The sequence below is a fragment of the Arthrobacter sp. efr-133-R2A-120 genome (assembly GCF_030209835.1).
Lineage (GTDB): Bacteria > Actinomycetota > Actinomycetes > Actinomycetales > Micrococcaceae > Arthrobacter.
The window spans coordinates 15,846-27,957 of record NZ_JARVRF010000009.1; the positions used below are offsets into that span (position 1 = coordinate 15,846).

Annotated in this window: 14 protein-coding genes; 3 read left to right on the forward strand and 11 right to left on the reverse strand. The window is 62.1% G+C overall.

Annotated features, from left to right (window positions below; all coding sequences use genetic code 11):
- Positions 1 to 5: 5 nt before the first annotated feature.
- The 4 genes from QRN52_RS05815 to QRN52_RS05830 form a co-directional block, all read right to left on the reverse strand.
- A complete protein-coding gene (locus tag QRN52_RS05815; RefSeq protein ID WP_284751811.1) occupies positions 6 to 581 on the reverse strand; it encodes a MepB family protein in 576 nt (191 codons plus the stop codon).
- Between the two features lie 26 nt (positions 582 to 607).
- Positions 608 to 1,237 carry a 2'-5' RNA ligase family protein gene (locus tag QRN52_RS05820; RefSeq protein ID WP_284751812.1) on the reverse strand — a complete coding sequence of 210 codons (630 nt, stop codon included), beginning with the start codon at positions 1,235 to 1,237 and terminating at the stop codon, positions 608 to 610.
- A gap of 109 nt (positions 1,238 to 1,346) precedes the next feature.
- Positions 1,347 to 1,811 (reverse strand): RNA polymerase sigma factor, encoded by a 465-nt coding sequence (locus QRN52_RS05825; RefSeq protein WP_284751813.1) that lies wholly within the window; start codon positions 1,809 to 1,811, stop codon positions 1,347 to 1,349.
- Positions 1,812 to 1,989: 178 nt separating this feature from the next.
- On the reverse strand, positions 1,990 to 2,559 hold the full coding sequence (locus QRN52_RS05830) for a TetR/AcrR family transcriptional regulator (protein ID WP_284751814.1): 570 nt from the start codon (positions 2,557 to 2,559) through the stop codon (positions 1,990 to 1,992).
- Between the two features lie 85 nt (positions 2,560 to 2,644).
- Here QRN52_RS05830 and QRN52_RS05835 point away from each other — a divergent pair, with 85 nt between their 5' ends.
- Positions 2,645 to 3,094 carry an anthrone oxygenase family protein gene (locus QRN52_RS05835; protein WP_284751815.1) on the forward strand — a complete coding sequence of 150 codons (450 nt, stop codon included), beginning with the start codon at positions 2,645 to 2,647 and terminating at the stop codon, positions 3,092 to 3,094.
- A gap of 142 nt (positions 3,095 to 3,236) precedes the next feature.
- Here QRN52_RS05835 and QRN52_RS05840 read toward each other — a convergent pair whose 3' ends face one another.
- The 4 genes from QRN52_RS05840 to QRN52_RS05855 all read right to left on the reverse strand — a co-directional run bounded on the left by QRN52_RS05840 (position 3,237) and on the right by QRN52_RS05855 (position 6,724).
- Positions 3,237 to 4,418: an RNA polymerase sigma factor gene (locus QRN52_RS05840; protein ID WP_284751816.1), complete on the reverse strand. Its 1,182-nt coding sequence runs from the start codon at positions 4,416 to 4,418 to the stop codon at positions 3,237 to 3,239.
- 7 nt (positions 4,419 to 4,425) lie between these two features.
- Positions 4,426 to 4,845: a YciI family protein gene (locus tag QRN52_RS05845; protein WP_284751817.1), complete on the reverse strand. Its 420-nt coding sequence runs from the start codon at positions 4,843 to 4,845 to the stop codon at positions 4,426 to 4,428.
- Positions 4,846 to 5,080: 235 nt separating this feature from the next.
- On the reverse strand, positions 5,081 to 5,221 hold the full coding sequence (locus QRN52_RS05850; protein ID WP_284751818.1) for a hypothetical protein: 141 nt from the start codon (positions 5,219 to 5,221) through the stop codon (positions 5,081 to 5,083).
- Positions 5,222 to 5,314: 93 nt separating this feature from the next.
- Positions 5,315 to 6,724 carry an MFS transporter gene (locus tag QRN52_RS05855; protein WP_284751819.1) on the reverse strand — a complete coding sequence of 470 codons (1,410 nt, stop codon included), beginning with the start codon at positions 6,722 to 6,724 and terminating at the stop codon, positions 5,315 to 5,317.
- A gap of 517 nt (positions 6,725 to 7,241) precedes the next feature.
- Here QRN52_RS05855 and QRN52_RS05860 point away from each other — a divergent pair.
- Both QRN52_RS05860 and QRN52_RS05865 read left to right on the forward strand, forming a co-directional pair.
- Positions 7,242 to 8,135, forward strand: a complete 894-nt coding sequence (locus QRN52_RS05860) for a hypothetical protein (protein WP_284751820.1) — start codon at positions 7,242 to 7,244, stop codon at positions 8,133 to 8,135.
- Positions 8,136 to 8,330: 195 nt separating this feature from the next.
- Positions 8,331 to 9,179 carry a hypothetical protein gene (locus tag QRN52_RS05865; protein WP_284751821.1) on the forward strand — a complete coding sequence of 283 codons (849 nt, stop codon included), beginning with the start codon at positions 8,331 to 8,333 and terminating at the stop codon, positions 9,177 to 9,179.
- Positions 9,180 to 9,319: 140 nt separating this feature from the next.
- Here QRN52_RS05865 and QRN52_RS05870 read toward each other — a convergent pair whose 3' ends face one another.
- From QRN52_RS05870 to QRN52_RS05880, 3 genes are all read right to left on the reverse strand, one after another.
- The gene (locus QRN52_RS05870; RefSeq protein WP_284751822.1) at positions 9,320 to 9,802 is read right to left on the reverse strand and encodes a hypothetical protein; all 483 of its coding nucleotides are present in this window, start codon (positions 9,800 to 9,802) and stop codon (positions 9,320 to 9,322) included.
- Positions 9,803 to 10,017: 215 nt separating this feature from the next.
- A complete protein-coding gene (locus QRN52_RS05875; RefSeq protein WP_284751823.1) occupies positions 10,018 to 11,238 on the reverse strand; it encodes a hypothetical protein in 1,221 nt (406 codons plus the stop codon).
- Positions 11,235 to 11,762, reverse strand: coding sequence for an RNA polymerase sigma factor (locus tag QRN52_RS05880; RefSeq protein WP_284751824.1), 528 nt, complete (start codon positions 11,760 to 11,762; stop codon positions 11,235 to 11,237). Before QRN52_RS05880 ends, QRN52_RS05875 begins: the two co-directional genes overlap by 4 nt.
- Positions 11,763 to 12,112 lie beyond the last annotated feature (350 nt).

Consider the following 12,112-nt stretch of genomic DNA (forward strand, 5'->3'; position numbering starts at 1 on the left):
CGGGCTTACGGGCGCTGTTGAAGTGCGCGACCGTTTTTAGTTAGGGTCCGCGACTCATTACTCGAAGGAAGCTCGGAGAACGCATCCGCCTGCGCGCGCTGAGTGCGTGACGCTTGAGGATTCAGGTCGGTGCACCACGCGGGATAGACGCGGAAGCCGCGTTTGCCGGGATGCAGGTCGGAGCTGACGTATCCGAGCGAGCTCAGGTGCGCCGCGGTGAATTGGAAGACCCCGAACCGTTCCTTCTCCTCTACGAACACGAGCAGTCCAGACATTGATTCGTCAACCGTGAAGGGCCTGGTCGATCCGCCTTCGCCACGCTTCCAGACTGCGACGAAGGCGCCCGGCTTCGTCGCTTTAATCCGGGCGGTGCGGATTCGCCATTGCTCCTTCCCGATGCTGGCGACCCCGGATTCGTAGTCACTGTTCTGTTCTTCAACCTGGAGGACAGGCTGAGCATCCGCAGGAACAGGCGCAAGATCGATGAAACGGTTGAACGCGTGGAAATTCACTCTCAAACTGTATTCGCTCAAGAATCCGGCCTGAAACCTGTCCGGTTGACGGTCCGTCAGCGTGGCCATCGCGGAGCCAGGGGCGTCCGCATCGATTATTTGGCAGAGGGCTGGTCGTTGAAAGGGAAGCGATACGTGGTGTCCCAAGTGAAGGTGCCTCGGTTGACGTCCTGGTGGACGGCTATGAAGTGCACCTCGTTGATGGTCAGCGGTGGCAGCGCAGATGCCCTCAGCTGATCGGACGCTTGTTGAATGCGTTCGGTACTGCCTTCGGCGACGGCGTAGCCCAAAGTGAGATGGGGGTTGAAGGGGGCGTTGGGCAGCGGTTGGCCCTTGTTGATGGTATCGGCAGCTGCGTCGCGGACCGCCGCGGTCAGTTTCGCCCATGATGACGTAATGGTCCCTTTGACGCCGAGCGAGTAGTCATCCACTTCCGGCTCACCCAGCTCGACGCTGAACGGCTTGGTTTCGGCGGCGAGGCTCTTGAGCCTGGCCTTGAAGGCATCCATTTCTTCGGGGCTGACCTCGTCGGAGGTAACCGCGAATTGCTGCACTGTCGCATGCAGGTAGTCGGCTGGCTGGATGGAGCAGTAGTCGAACGCCCCCAGGACGCGCTGACGTTCTTCCAGCGCCGTTCGGAGGTCAGGGTCGGGCAATGCGTAGATGTGCAGGCGGTTCCGCATAGACGGCCACAAAGTCATGGGGTGCCCAAAAAAGCGCTTCACGTGGAAACCGTAGTGTCATCATATGAATCGGAGGTAAACCGCCTGCCTGGCGGGCAGCAGAAGGCCCACGCGCCTTGATGGTGTGCGTGAGTCGATCTGTCTGAGGCTCTCAGCGGCCAAGTACCGAATGCGCGATCTGACGACGTCCCGTTCCCCGTCGTTCAGGGCCCGCGGTGGTGTCGAGCAGTTCGCGGACGTCGCGTTCGGCGTCGAGCATCGCTGCCACCGATTCAGCATGGTCTGCCTCATGTTCGCCGTGCCGGGGATCCGAGTGCGTTAGCCTCGCAAGGAAATCCGCGTGCCGGCGGGAAGCCCTGGCTCGGTTGCGGTTCGCGTTCGTCGCGACCCCAAGCAGCCACGGAAGGACGGTGTCCCTCTGCGGTCTGAGCCTGTTCCGTTGCCGCCACGCCTCCAAAAAGGTGATCGAGACGAGTTCCTCGGCGTCATGCCAGGACCCGCACCGGGACAGGCAATAACGGAAGACCGCGTCCGCGTGTCTGTCGAACAGCACCCCGAATGCATCGGCGTCGCCCGCAACGCACTCACGCAACAGGTCTTCGTCGGTTTCCCCCATTAGCCTCATGCCTTGTAGTGTCCGCAGGACCCGAAAAGGTTCCCGAGTCCCAAACAATTTTCACCACCCGATGCCCCCAGCTTCCGTCGAACAGCTCACGGCACCGCTCGACGCTACCGGAATTCTGTGATCAGTCGAGCGAATCAACCCAACTGGTACTGCACGTTGGCGGACTCGGCTATGGGGTGTCCTGGTCGAAGCAGGCCGCGAGTTCTGTGATGCGTCGGGAGCGGCCTTCCGGACGCATGCGTCCGGCGCGTTCGAGTTGGCTGATGCCGTGCAGGGCACCCCAGAACACCTCGGTCTTCGTTCCATCGCCGTCATCGCGAACCGCATCGGCAAGGGCCTCGAATCCTGCTCGCAGTTCAGGCTCGGTGTCCTCGCTCGTGAAGCGAGTTTCGATCGGTTGCTGGAACATCGCTTCGTAGACAGCCGGATGCGCGGCGGCGAAATCTAGATACGCGACGGCGACGGCTTCGATCGCGCGGGGTCCCCTCGTGCGCCCGACGGCCGAGCGGCACAACCGCGTCAGCTCGACGAAGCCTTCGAATGCGATGACCCGCATGATCTCCGTCTTGCCGCCGGGAAAGTGGCGGTATAGCACCGGCTGGGTGTATCCGATGGCATCCGCGAGGTGCCGGGTGGTCACGGCCGTCCAGCCCTCGGCATCGGCGCGCTCTTGTGCGGCATCGAGGATGCGCCTGCGCCGCTCGTCGCTGCGTCGTTGCCGGGCCGTGGGTACAGTCATCGGTCCTCCTCTTGCGCTCTGGGTCTCCATGGGTTTATGTTAGCACCGCTAGAAAAAATAGCATTGCTAACTAGAGGGGAATGTCATGATCCCGGTTCTCTCCGTCGTCACCGCGACCGTCCTCGGCCTTATGGTCGGTGTGGAGTTCGCCGTCGCGTTCGTCATCAATCCGATCCTGCTGCGGCTGCCGGCTGGCGCGTCACTCGAAGCGCGCGCAGACGGCGGCCGAATGCTGGGACGCGCGATGCCGTTCTGGTACATCGGATCCCTGGTCCTCATCGCAGCACTCACTGCAGTCACCTGGGGTACGCCGACCGCTGCGCTGTCACTCGTCGCGGCAGCACTGCTCGCCGTGAGCATCATCATGTCCGTCGCGCTGCTCGTTCCTATCAACAACCGTTCGGTCACCTGGACGGCCGACGACCATCCGGCCGACTGGCGGGAACAACAGCAGCGCTGGGACCGCCTGCACTATGCCCGCGTCGCGATCATCGTCACAGCGTTCGTGCTCCTACTTGTCGCGACAGCGCGCTGACCATACCCAGAGGCCGTTTCGTGACCGCTCCGTAGCCGTCACCCGTGCGTTGAAGGATCTACACCCGGCGCGCATGCCGCCACAAACCGTTGACAGAGCCACACCACTCACCGCTGCGTTCCACCGCTCCTAGCGGGTCCCTTTATGGTCGGCTGACGCCGTCGATCTTGCGCTCGAGCGCCGCGCGTTCGGCGGCGTTCCCGCACAGCTCAAGGGCCTGCAGGAGTGCGGACCGCGCTTCGTCGCGGCGACCGAGCCGGGTGAGCATCTCGCCCCGGATCGCGGGGAGCAGATGCGAGCCGGTCAGTTCGCCCCGTGACGCGATCGCGTCTACCAGTTCGAGACCCTCCGCGGGACCGGCGGCCATCGCGACCGCGACCGCTCGGTTGAGTTCGATGACAGGCGAAGGCGTCAGCCGTCCGAGGGCTTCGTAGAGGATCACGATTCGCTGCCAGTCCGTTTCGGCAACCGAGCGCGCCACCGCGTGACACTCGGCGATGGCGGCTTGGAGGCCGTATGCGCCCAGCCCGCGTCCGGCCCCCGCGGCCCGCGCCAGCGCCGCACGTCCGCGCCGGATCGCCGACTGGTCCCACAGCCTCCGGTCCTGGTCCTCCAGAAGCACCGGGTTGCCGGACGCATCGAGCCGCACCAGGACGCGGGCCAGCCGGCGCGCCTCGCCGGCCAGATCCGTGCGGATCCACTCCTCGCCGCCCGACGCAAACGAGCCCTCCGTAAAGATCAGGTAGATGACCTGAAGCACCGAGCCGAGCCGCTCGGTCAACTCCTGCCGTTCGGGCACAGCGAACGGGACCCGCGCGGCCGCCAACGTCTTCTTGGCCCGCGTGATGCGTGCCTGGATCGTCGCCACCGGAACCAGGAACGCCTTGGCGATCTCGTCGCTGCCCAGTCCGCCGACCACCCGCAGCGTCAATGCGATCCGTGCCTCCTTCGACAGCACGGGATGGCACGAGATAAACATCAACCCGAGCACGTCGTCCTCAATCGCGTCAGGGTCGAACAGCACGTCCGCCCCGGGCGCTGAGTCGTCCAGGCCGCGGGCGAGCACGGCGTACCGTTCGTCGCGACCGGCGCGCCGCCGGAAGGCGTCGATGGCACGACGGCGGCCGGTGGTCAGCAGCCACCCTGCCGGTTCGGTCGGCACCCCGTTTACGGACCAGGAGACCAGCGCCTCGGCGAGGGCTTCCTGCGCGAGATCCTCGGCCAGCGAGAAGTCGCCCGTATAACGGGCGAGGGCGCCGACGATGCGGGCGGACTCCATCCGCCACACAGCCTCGACGGCGCCCCGCGCCTCTGCGCTGCTCACCGTCGGGTCAGAGCTGCCCGGTCAGCTCGCGCCACGCGCGTTCCTTCTGGATCCACTGGTTGTCCTGCGGGAACTCATCGATCGTCGTCACGCGGCGGATCTCGGTCTTGCTACCCGCCGTGAGCGGCGCCCGCTTGGCCCACTCGACGGCCTCCTGCTTCGACGCGACATCAAGGATGTAGTAGCCGGCGAACAGCTCCTTGGTCTCCCCGTACGGGCCATCGGTGACAACCGGCGTCTCGCCGGTGAAGTCGACCACCACGCCCTCATTCGCATCGTCCAGGCCTTCGGCCGCCAGCAGGACACCGGCACGAATCAACTCGTCGTTGAACTTGCCCACGCTCTCCATGATCTCCGCGAAGTCCGTGTTCGCGAAGTTCGCGAACGACTCGTCGCTCGCCCGCATAATCAACATGTACTTGGCCATCGAATGCTCCTTGATTCTGGAAGGCCGCCCTTCCACCTTCTCACCCACAGGTCGAACGGCGCGAGGTCGGATCGACACAAACCGAAGAATCTTTTTTGCTTGCTTCCGCGGTGGACTGCTTGCCACCGTTCGACCAACGCTGGATCTTCAGTTCGTCGCCGAGCACCTCGAACGCGGTGCCGGCCTCGCCGAAACCCGCCTCAACAACAGAGAGGCTGGCGCCAAAGTAGCTGGCCTAAAACCACTCATAACCCACTTGGCTGTCGCCGATCAATGCCCGAAGCTCGACGACGTCATGATCGACCTGGCCGAGCGAGTCGATAACACCGTCACGGACGTTGACCTCAATGAGCTTCTCGGCTCCGGAGTGGAGCACGGGCCGGATCGACTGGCGGGCCCCCAACCACTGACGCCCCTGTTCCGCCCGAGAGCCTCAGCTCTGATTCGACGTCACCGTGCAGTCCCGGTGTCAGTGGGAGAAGTTTGCTGAGATCTCGGCGAGGGTGCGCCCTTTCGTCTCAGGCGCGAGCCATTGCGAGAGGACTGCGCCGAGTAATGCGACGGCGGCGGCCACGACCATGCTTGGGCCCAAGCCGATGTTGCTGATCGCCCATGGCAGGGCAAAGGTGCCGAGTGCGGCTCCGATGCGGCTGAAGGCGGCGGCGAAGCCCATGCCGATGCCCCGCAGGTGGCCGGGGAATACCTCGGCCGGATAGACCTGGGTCATCGTGGTGTAGCCGGCATTGAAGAAGGAGAAGGCGAGAAACAGGACGAGCACGAGGATCGCTGGTGCGTTCGCCCAGACTCCGATGATCAGCAGGATGCCTGCGCAGAGCCACTGCCCGGGCACGGTGAGAATTCGACGGCCGAGCTTGTCAATCAGAAGCACGGTGGTGACAACACCCGCGGCCGCAAGTGCGGACAGGCCGACTCCACCGGTCCAGCCGCCGAAGCCGAATTGGTTGAGCACGTCGTCGGCGAAGGTCGCGATCGCGAAGTACGGAGTGACCGCACAGAACCAAAAACCTGAGGTGAAGAGGGTGGTGCGCCAGTACTGCCTCGAGAACAGCATTCCGAAGGAAGCGCCCTTGATTTTGGTCCTACTCTGCGCGGCTTGGGCCTCCTGGATTATCCTCAGATCGATCTCTTCGGTGATGCTGTCGTGCATCTGGGGCGATTCGACGTATCTGCGTGCGATTGCGAGTGCTTCCTCACGCCGTCCCTTCGTAATGAGCCAGCTCGGCGATTCGGGGAGGCCAAAGCGGGCGAGGAACAGGACGAATGCGAGTATCGTGCTCGTGCCGATTACGAGGCGCCATGGGGTGCCGGCGTCGTGCAGGAGCGTGCCGATGATGAATGCCATCATGAAACCGACGTACCAGGCGATCAGAGTCAGCCCGAGCAATCGCCCGCGGAGCTTTGGAGGGGAGAACTCTGATAGCAATGGCCCACCGATTGAGTACTCGCCGCCGATGGCGACACCCATGAAGAACCGGATGATGGCCAGCTGGATCACGGCCCCTTCTCCGGAGGTTACGAAGAACTGGGCCGCTGAGGCGACCAGGAACAGGCCCATGTCCACGAGGAACATGGGCTTGCGTCCGAACTTGTCAGTAGCCCAGCCGGCCAGCGGGGAGCCGACGAAGATACCAACCAGCGGGCCTGCAGCAATCATGCCCAGAGATAGTGCGTCGAGCTGGAGATCTGACCGCATGAGTCCGCTGACGGGGCCGATGATTCCGAGGATGTAACCATCGAGGAACATCCCGCCGATGAAGACAGAGACAAGCCGCACCATGAAGCGGCGTTTGAACTTGGAGCTGGTCTCTCTTGATATGGAGGTGTCGACGGAGGCCGTCGTCCCGGTCGGATTGATCATTGAGATTTGTTCCCTTCTGACTTCAGCGCAAACCGCTGACGCCGTTTCCTAGACGCACGGACAGCCGCAGCCCTTAGCGACCGGTGGACGATGCCGACCGGCTTGACGCCAGCCGATATGGCGGCGCAGGACTCGCGAGATGATTTCGGCGTCGTCATGTATCACTGCTGCCCAATGTGACATATGACTCATATATCAGAAACTCTAAGGGTGCGATCCTCACCCGGTCAAGAGTTTGATATGTTAATTGGTTGTGTCCGTCGGCTCACCTTAATTGGTTGCATCCGTCGACTCACGGGGGTCTGTCTGAACCGGCGCAGGTTCCGTGCCGCAGTCATACGAGTTGCGGGGGCGCGTAGTCGACCGCCTCGAATTCGGTCGGCGTGGCCATTTGCGATGGCTGCCGTGGAGCCTGCAGATCTTTAGGCCCCACAAGCATGAACCAAACGTCCCTGACCACGACTCGTAGCGCCCGGTGCAGGATCCTCTACCTGTGCAGAGGCCTACACTTTCAGCCATGGGGGACTCAGAGTCAGACGTCGGGGCAACTCCGGTGATCGGGCGGGTCGCCGTCGGCGTCTGCGCCGCGGCCAACCTGACCATCCTGGGTGTGATCATCACAGATGCGCTATCCAGTAGCGCCTCCGCGGTCCTATCCGCGATGGCTCCACCGTCAGGGCGCCTCGGGCTGCTGGCTTTCGGGCTCGGGGCTTCAGTCATCCTCGGTCTCATCTTCGCGGTGAACTCCCTGACCGGTCCCGCCCCGGACTACGGGAAGATTCTGAGTCTCTTCAGGCGCAACGACCTCAAGGGATTGAGTGAAGCCGCACCGGCCATGCCGCTCTTGGGTTTTTCGTTCCTCATTTATTGGCTTGGCTTCATGGGCGTCTCCTGGTTCGCGTGGAGACGCCACGAGCCGGCGTCGGCGATTGCCGAGGTGAGCGGCGCCCTCATACTCGTCGGCGCTGCGGCCTTGGCTCTCTGGATGATCCTGGTGGCTCTCGGCAAGAGGTCACCGCACTCCGCAGGAAATGGCGCGCAGGAGCACGAGGCAGTACTTTTGGCGAACTCAGTCAGCCGAGCGGGGAGCCGAAGACCGATGGAGCCTTATCGATGTAATGTCGGCATCGAGTACCGGACAATCCGAGCCACGATACCGCTCGTAGAACTCAGCGCGACCTCAGAGGAACTCCATTTTAGGTTTCGGTTCGGTCTTGGACTCATTTTCGGGCCATGGCACTTCGGCAGGGAACAGGTATTCGAGGTTTTCACAACACGCGGACTATTTTCCACGCGAATCCACATCCGCGGGGAAGGCTTTGAGATCTATGTCTATGCGTCACCTCCGGGCCCGCTGCTCCTAACTCTCGAGGAACTCGGCTACCCCGTGGACTGGATCATGCGACGATGACAGCGCCGGAATTTGCAGGTGGGTTTGGGTGCCCGGTGAAGGATCCCTTACCGGACAGTGGACAAGGTGCCTCATGGCTCCCACAACCTGCCGATGCAGATGCGCAACAGTTGGTTGTATTGCCCGGCACGAGAACCCTAAGTTTCTACCCGACCCGTCGCCACTTCTTATCCGACCATTGGATAGATTGACTCCATGCCGATTCTGAGCCAGAAACATTCCGACAGCTTCATCCAGCGCGCCTGGGTGGGCGATGAGCGCCATTTTGGACAGGTGATCAATTCCTGCCGTGAGCTACAGGCAGACGCGACCAGAATCGCAACGGAACGTGCGTCAACTGTGGGAGGGCTTAGCGAACAGGAGTGGAAAGACCAGAAGCTCTCCTACGGCTGGGACGAGGAACTCACGAATCGCACTTGGGAAGCGCGTCTGACCGAAAGTCGGGAGGAGATCGCCAATGAGCTCAGAGTGACGCTCAAGGCGAAGCAGAAGCGGTTTGAACGCGAAATTGCAGGATCACCCGATGACGTTCTGCCAGAGCTTGATGCCGATGATCTCGTTGAGCTTGAGATATCCCTGGGGAGCCTCTATTCCTCGAGAATCTCCGGAGGGTTTGGGCTGTCGGTAGTCTTTCGCCGAGACGAGGGGTGCTCGGTGAAGGTCGTGGGCCCTGGAAATGACTGGGTGCTCCTCGGCATCCAGAAACTGCGATATGTGCTGAGGCCGGCCCGACCATGGTACTGGTGGGTGCGCCAATGGCCTGTGGTCATCGTGGCAACGTGCATCCCAGTTCTGATCGTGCTCGGGGTCATCCTCAGCTGGCTGCCTAAAGACGTTGCTTCCTCTGTTGGGGCCCTTGCGGTAGGCGTGGCCCTGCCAGCCCTAACCTACTGGTCGTCGAAGGGGGTCAGGTCACTCTTCCCGGCCTTTGAGCTTCTCAGAGCAGGCGCATCCGCACGCGGAAGTCGAACCACTTCCAGGACCCTTACCGCAGCTGCCTGGGTCGGAGGCATTGTCATACCGTTCTGGCTGGCCAAACCGTAAGCGCAGTGCCAAGTATCACGAGAAGAGCTTGCGAAAATGGGGATCGGGGCCATCTACCCCGTGGCCAGCGAGGATCCTCTAACGGACGCTCGCCTGTGTTGATTCGCCGAGATGAGTAGTCCGTGGCCACGGGCTAGTCACTAATGAAAGGGAAGCTCTGCACCCTTCGGGAAAGGCAAGACTCCTTGTGCGGGGGTCATGGTGAACCACTCGCCGCCCTGCCTGGTCGCAAAAATGATGACTCTTTCAGCTGCGTCGAGCGGATCACCGTCCAGATAGGAGTCGCTTCCAGAGCAGGTCTGGGGCATCGAGGAGATGCGCAGGTTCTCCTCGCCAGGATTCCCCTTGAGTACCCGCTCGACTTCAACAAGGTGGGTGGTGGCCTTGGAACCGTAAATGCTGGTCTTACCGACCTGGCTTACAGACTTTCCGATAACAACCAGGCTGACCTTGTCGTACTGGTCCTGAGGGGTCTCGAACCGGACCCAGTCAACGCACGCTACGGTGCCGCCGTCTGGCCCGGGGCTGCTGGCAGAACCAAGCACTGAGTCGCTTGCTTTCGCAGTGGGTTCCGCAGTTCCCGGGCCGCCCGCCACCTTCTCGCCGCATGATGTCAGCAGCATAGTTAGAAGTAGGGATAGAGCCAGGCATCGCCACAACCCAATGCGTTTCATTGTGTTCCTTCATGAGTGGACGCTGATCGGAGGATATAGGGTGCGTACCCGCATTCATTGGATGCCGCTCTCGGAGTGGATGGGGAACGGCCTAATGGAAAGGAGCTTAGGAATACCAGCGGAATGATCGGTTCACTCTGGCGGGTCAGGTCGCGTGGCAGCGGTTAAGGGAGCGCGGGTCCTCCTTGGTGATTTATCCCGAAGGGACTTGCCCCGGGCCACGGGGGTGTGACGTCGAAAACGGGCAGGGATTCATTGCCGCAGGAAGCCTTCTCGGTCGTCCGTGTGCCGGTGATCAGCGGCCGTGGCTCACCGTCATAGGCATAGATGGTGCCCCAGTCATTGAGGACGACCGGCCTGTCGCCGCGGGAGGATCCGTCAATGCTGAAGCTGCCGTCGGAGTTCTGTGGCAGTGATCTGGTGGCGGCTGTGTAGCCCGCCGGCCAACGCAGGTAGACCGTCTCCCTACTGGTCTGGAATGTGAAGCACGCCCCGCCGGCGCCCAGGTACCCGTGGATGGTCCCCTCGGATGTGCCGTCAGTGTTTTTCTTGTCTTCGCGGATGAGATCGCTGCCGGCTGCCACCGGAGGGGCTGCTGCGTAGGTGTCGATTCGGATATCGCCGATCGGTGCGACGTTGATGCGCGAGAGCAGTTCGGCGCCTACGTCGACAGGCTTGTGGGTGACCGGGTCGGCAAAGGTGGGTTTCCGGAGATTCTGGATCTCCAGTAACGCCTGCGGCTGGCCCATGAGGTGCATTTGGCCGTCAGTGCTTCGAGCCACGAAGGCGAGGAATGTCAGGGGGGTCACGATGTTGGTGTTCTTCCACCAGTCCGGGGCCGAGGCCACATCCAGTGTGGATTTCCCTACGGGGCGGGAACCCTTCAGGACCTGTAGAACATTGATTGGCTCGGTTCCTAGTCCCGGCATTTTCTTACCCAGAGTGTCGGGTGAGGCCATAAATTCTTCGTAGGCCTTGTTCCACGCCGGGTTGTTCGGCAGTGCTTGGAGGACGAGCACCTCATCGGCCGCCGCGAACAGGTCACGCATAGGACCGGAGGACAAGGCCTGGACGGCGGCTGTCGAGGAAGCCGCGGTGGCCGCTGTCCCAGCCGGCGGTGTTGGCAGGGCTGAGGTCGTCAGAACACTTGTGACGACGACGGCGGCGACCGCGGCCGCAGCAGTGCCTACCCCGGCCAAGCGCCCCCAATGGCGTTTGGCTGGCGGATGGTGAAACCCACTGATGGGCCCGCCCGCGGCGATATGGGTGACCTCCGAGTCCATAAACAAGAGGCTCTTTGCCCGGCTTCTGGCGATCTCGGCCTCGGTTATTTCCAATGCCGGATCGGCAGAGATCATGCGTTCGGAGAGTACGTTCTTACTCATCGTTGTGCTTCCTCTGACTCTCGCTCTGTCTCAAGTAAATGACTGAGTTCTTTGCGCGCGCGATGAAGGCGCATCCTAATCGCCGTAGCGCTGGTATTAAGGAGGTCCGAAATCTCCTTGGACGTGAATCCATCCCAGTACGTCAGTAGAAGCACTTCGCGCTCGTCGGGTTTCAACCCGGCCAAGGCCTCACGCACCGGCGATTCGACGTCATCGGAGGGTTCGGCCCGTTGACCGTGCAAGGAGACTAGGAGATTTGCGGACCTGATGGCGGACCGAGCATGGTTTCGCAGGATGTTCCTTGCAACTCCGAAGAGAACCAGCACCGAAAGGTCGCCCTCGTCCCGGGACTTCTCCCAGGCAATTCGAAAGACTTCCGCGCACAAATCTTCGGCGGTAGCCGGATCTTCCGTCCGGCGGCGGAAATAACGATAAATGCGATCGTGGCATGCCGCATGCGCTGCCAAAAAGCGCTTCTTCCGCTCCAAGTCCAAGCGTTCCCCCAAGTCTGGCTGCAAGCTCATACCCTGTTAATGTCCGGCAGCGCACAAAGTGTAACGAGGATTTGAAACCAACTTCCGAACTCTAGTCCCAAGAAGTGTCCTTCATGGGGCGCCCGTAAGCCGATCCTCGACCGGGCACTGCGGTCACCCCGGATCCGTGTGCGGCGGGAATGAGACGTCACCAGGGCCGAGCTTGGCGCGGACTACTTTCTACCCGCCATCCCGAAGGTCCTTGAGCTCCCGGATCTAGGACCTCAACTCCGCGGTCTTCACTTCTTCCGCTGCGGCCTCGCCCGCTTCACCGTCAGCGAGCACCTTGGGCGAGCCAAACGAGGGGAACGAGGAATAGTCGACGTCCACGGCCCTGCCGC

What these genes read in the sequence shown, in the direction of transcription:
- QRN52_RS05815 (WP_284751811.1), bottom strand. Translation starts at nt 581, where the DNA reads ATGGCCACGCTGACGGACCGTCAACCGGACAGGTTTCAGGCCGGATTC.
- QRN52_RS05825 (WP_284751813.1), bottom strand. Translation starts at nt 1,811, where the DNA reads ATGGGGGAAACCGACGAAGACCTGTTGCGTGAGTGCGTTGCGGGCGAC.
- QRN52_RS05830 (WP_284751814.1), bottom strand. Translation starts at nt 2,559, where the DNA reads ATGACTGTACCCACGGCCCGGCAACGACGCAGCGACGAGCGGCGCAGG.
- QRN52_RS05835 (WP_284751815.1), top strand. Translation starts at nt 2,645, where the DNA reads ATGATCCCGGTTCTCTCCGTCGTCACCGCGACCGTCCTCGGCCTTATG.
- QRN52_RS05845 (WP_284751817.1), bottom strand. Translation starts at nt 4,845, where the DNA reads ATGGCCAAGTACATGTTGATTATGCGGGCGAGCGACGAGTCGTTCGCG.
- QRN52_RS05855 (WP_284751819.1), bottom strand. Translation starts at nt 6,724, where the DNA reads ATGATCAATCCGACCGGGACGACGGCCTCCGTCGACACCTCCATATCA.
- QRN52_RS05860 (WP_284751820.1), top strand. Translation starts at nt 7,242, where the DNA reads ATGGGGGACTCAGAGTCAGACGTCGGGGCAACTCCGGTGATCGGGCGG.
- QRN52_RS05865 (WP_284751821.1), top strand. Translation starts at nt 8,331, where the DNA reads ATGCCGATTCTGAGCCAGAAACATTCCGACAGCTTCATCCAGCGCGCC.
- QRN52_RS05870 (WP_284751822.1), bottom strand. Translation starts at nt 9,802, where the DNA reads ATGCTGCTGACATCATGCGGCGAGAAGGTGGCGGGCGGCCCGGGAACT.
- QRN52_RS05875 (WP_284751823.1), bottom strand. Translation starts at nt 11,238, where the DNA reads ATGAGTAAGAACGTACTCTCCGAACGCATGATCTCTGCCGATCCGGCA.
- QRN52_RS05880 (WP_284751824.1), bottom strand. Translation starts at nt 11,762, where the DNA reads ATGAGCTTGCAGCCAGACTTGGGGGAACGCTTGGACTTGGAGCGGAAG.